This window comes from Brasilonema octagenarum UFV-OR1 (genome assembly GCF_963888615.1).
GTDB lineage: Bacteria > Cyanobacteriota > Cyanobacteriia > Cyanobacteriales > Nostocaceae > Brasilonema > Brasilonema sennae.
The window spans coordinates 1-2,827 of the sequence record NZ_CAWPKW010000267.1; the positions used below are offsets into that span (position 1 = coordinate 1).

Annotated in this window: 2 protein-coding genes; both read right to left on the reverse strand. The window is 43.6% G+C overall.

Translation table 11 applies throughout. From position 1 onward, the window contains the following. Window positions 1-279: 279 nt before the first annotated feature. Complete coding sequence (locus AC5590_RS22290) at window positions 280-1,536, reverse strand: DUF1822 family protein (protein ID WP_169268939.1); 1,257 nt, start codon at window positions 1,534-1,536, stop codon at window positions 280-282. A gap of 19 nt (window positions 1,537-1,555) precedes the next feature. Further along, window positions 1,556-2,752, reverse strand: coding sequence for a sigma-70 family RNA polymerase sigma factor (locus AC5590_RS22295; protein WP_169268940.1), 1,197 nt, complete (start codon window positions 2,750-2,752; stop codon window positions 1,556-1,558). Window positions 2,753-2,827 lie beyond the last annotated feature (75 nt).

Sequence of the window (2,827 nt, forward strand, 5' to 3'; positions counted from 1 at the left end):
TCACCTCCTGCAGCGCTGTCTCACCGCCTCCGGCGTCTACAAGTCGGGAAACCCGAACGCCCTAGTGGGAACGGCCACGCCTTACGGTGAGTCCAGCGCTGTCTCACCAGATACCTAGGTCGGGAAACCCTCATCAAGTACTGGCTCAACGGACAGGTGCGCGACTGTCGGGAAACCCGCCCACGGCACTGTCCTCCCCAACGCACTGGCTCTCCTTATTAAGGAGAGGGGGGAAGTTCTTCGTTTTTTATAAGTGTTCATCCGAACATAATATAATGACTAAATAACGAAATTTTCTGTTATCTGGCAACTATCAAGAGCAACTTGGATGCTAAAACATTCTCCTACTTCTCCATCAAAGCGTTTCAATTGTATGTAATTATCTTGAACTCTTGCTTGCACTTCCTGAATGATTTCCCCTGACTCTAAAAGCAAAGCTAGCTTCATATTAACAGGTAAATAAGATTCTCCATTGGCAGGATGTAATTGCACGCGAATACTAACTTGTTGGCTAGACTCTGGTATCAAAGCAACTAAGAGCACCACTTTTTGAGACTCTATTTCGATTCCCAAGTCAATCAGCTTGGCTCGTTTGATACTACTAAGATCTAACCCAGTACTACTCCTAAAATTAAAAGCTAGACTACTGGAATTTGATGCGAAAAATGTCTCTATTGATTCCCAAGCATTATCATATATACCTTCCAGCCAACGACTGAGATTCACTTGCACTTGCGAAGATTGTGACTGCTGCCCTATCTCCTGCGGAGACGCTACGCGTTCGCCTTGGCGTGCGCTTGCGCTTACGACTGCGCTCAGGGTGAACCGTTGTTGGTACAAGCGCTGCCGCCAGTGTTCATCCTCTAGTAGCGAACCCCAGGTTGTAAATGGTACTCCTAGTCTAGAAAAAGTCACAGAGGAATTGCCTAAGCGTTGCACAAGATTTTCTGCTTGCTGGGTGGATAATTGTGGTAGAGAAGCTACAGCCGCTTTCATCTGTTCTTCTCTACAAAATTGATAGCTCAAAGAAAAAGCATTGAGGTCTTTTGTCAAATGCCTTGCATCTATACAATAAGTTCTATCGACTGAGTCATAGTGAGCCAGAGATTTCAGTTCTGTATGGGTTGTATAACCCCAAATTCGTACCCACTCGCCATCTGGTTTGACTTGTACTGCTAAATAGTAGTCTGCTGCCCAACTGGGAATGTCCACCCATTCCTGAGGAACTTCTAACTCGCTATCATCAATTGCCTCACTGGGAATCAACACGACTCGCCTCCGGTCTAACAAAATTGCTGTGCCATTGACAAATTCCCAAAAAGCTGGCGTACCAGGGAAACTGTGCCAAACACTCGCGCTGGGAAAATCTTCAGTTGAGATCCAATCCAAGAAGGCATGGAGACAAATTTGATTTATGTAAGCGCACCAGCGACTGCTAGACGTGGCATAAACCTGGCTTTGTTGCCAGGATTGTACTTGAATTCTTGGTGATATTTCTAACCACCATTCTCTCGGATCAGCAAATGCACAAGTCATTTTTACTACCTAATAAAAACTATGGGTTCATATTATACTCGCCATACTGATTTCTCAGCCATTCTTCCAAAGCAAGACTCATATCTTTTATTTGGTTAGAATCAACACAAATATTCAAAGCTTGGCTCCACTTAATAAGTCCTGCAAGCATTGATTCTCTACCTTTAACCAGTCTGCGAGACACCGTAGGCTGACTCATCTGCAACTGTTGCATAATCTGCTGCTGAGTGAGTCCCTGTTGATAGTAAAGCTTAAGTACTTCTTGGGATTGCCCATCCAGGCTCTGTAAAGCTTTTAACAATACAGCAAACATCTGAGATATTTGGTTTTGTCGATTTTGGACATCCTCTTGGGCTATCATATCAGCCATTGGTGAGTCAAAAGATGGATCTGGCAAATCAAACGTTACTGTCGTGTCATCATCTTGCTTAAAAGCATTTAGAGATTTCACTGCTGGAAACAGATAAGCACGCACGTAGAGAACTGTTTGGTTTAACCACTGTTCAATTGTCTGTGCATTACGTTGCTCAGTGAGTTGAGTAAGTTGGCTTTGGCGTTGCTGGTTGTAGAGGTTGGCAATCGCTTCCCAAAGCTGACGATTCGGTTCTGGTAACTTACTGGTACCTCCTGGTTGGTTTTGGACGTACAGTTGGTTGAAACAAGTCCAAGCTAGACGATATTGAGCAATTGTGCTTTGTGATAATCCAGCTTCACTAAGAGCTTCACTAAGCAGCTTTTTGCTCACTTTGCGTAACAATGCCCAATTCGTGCAAAGATTAGCTTCTTTGCGTTGGCGCAAAACATCTTTCAGCCGACTGGGAATTGCCATAATGGCGTAGGTTTTTAAACTAGAGCATTTTTCTGAGTTGAAGTCTTTAAGAATTATTTCGACTTCTGCGATCGCCATTTGGAAGTAATCAGCTAGAGTGTATTGGCTAAGAGTAAATTTAGCAACTGCTTTTGAAGCCGTCCAATAACATGGTTCTTGTAAATAAGCCGACAAATGCATTCTGGCAAAATTGTTGGATTTAGAACGCCAGTGCTTATGCCAGTAAAGCGCCCAAAAGTTTTCTGATTTAAGTGCTTCTGAGGAAAGCTCCAAGTGATTTTGAATATTTTTATATAGTTTCTTATCAATCGACCATTTGCTGAATTTGTCTCCTTCCAACTGCGCGAATGTCGAGAACATATCCGTAATTTCTTGGCGAGTACGCATAAGTAATTAAACCAGTGAAGAGTGAACAGTGAGTCCAGTGCTTGATGAGGGTTTCCCGACAGAGGCATCTGGCGT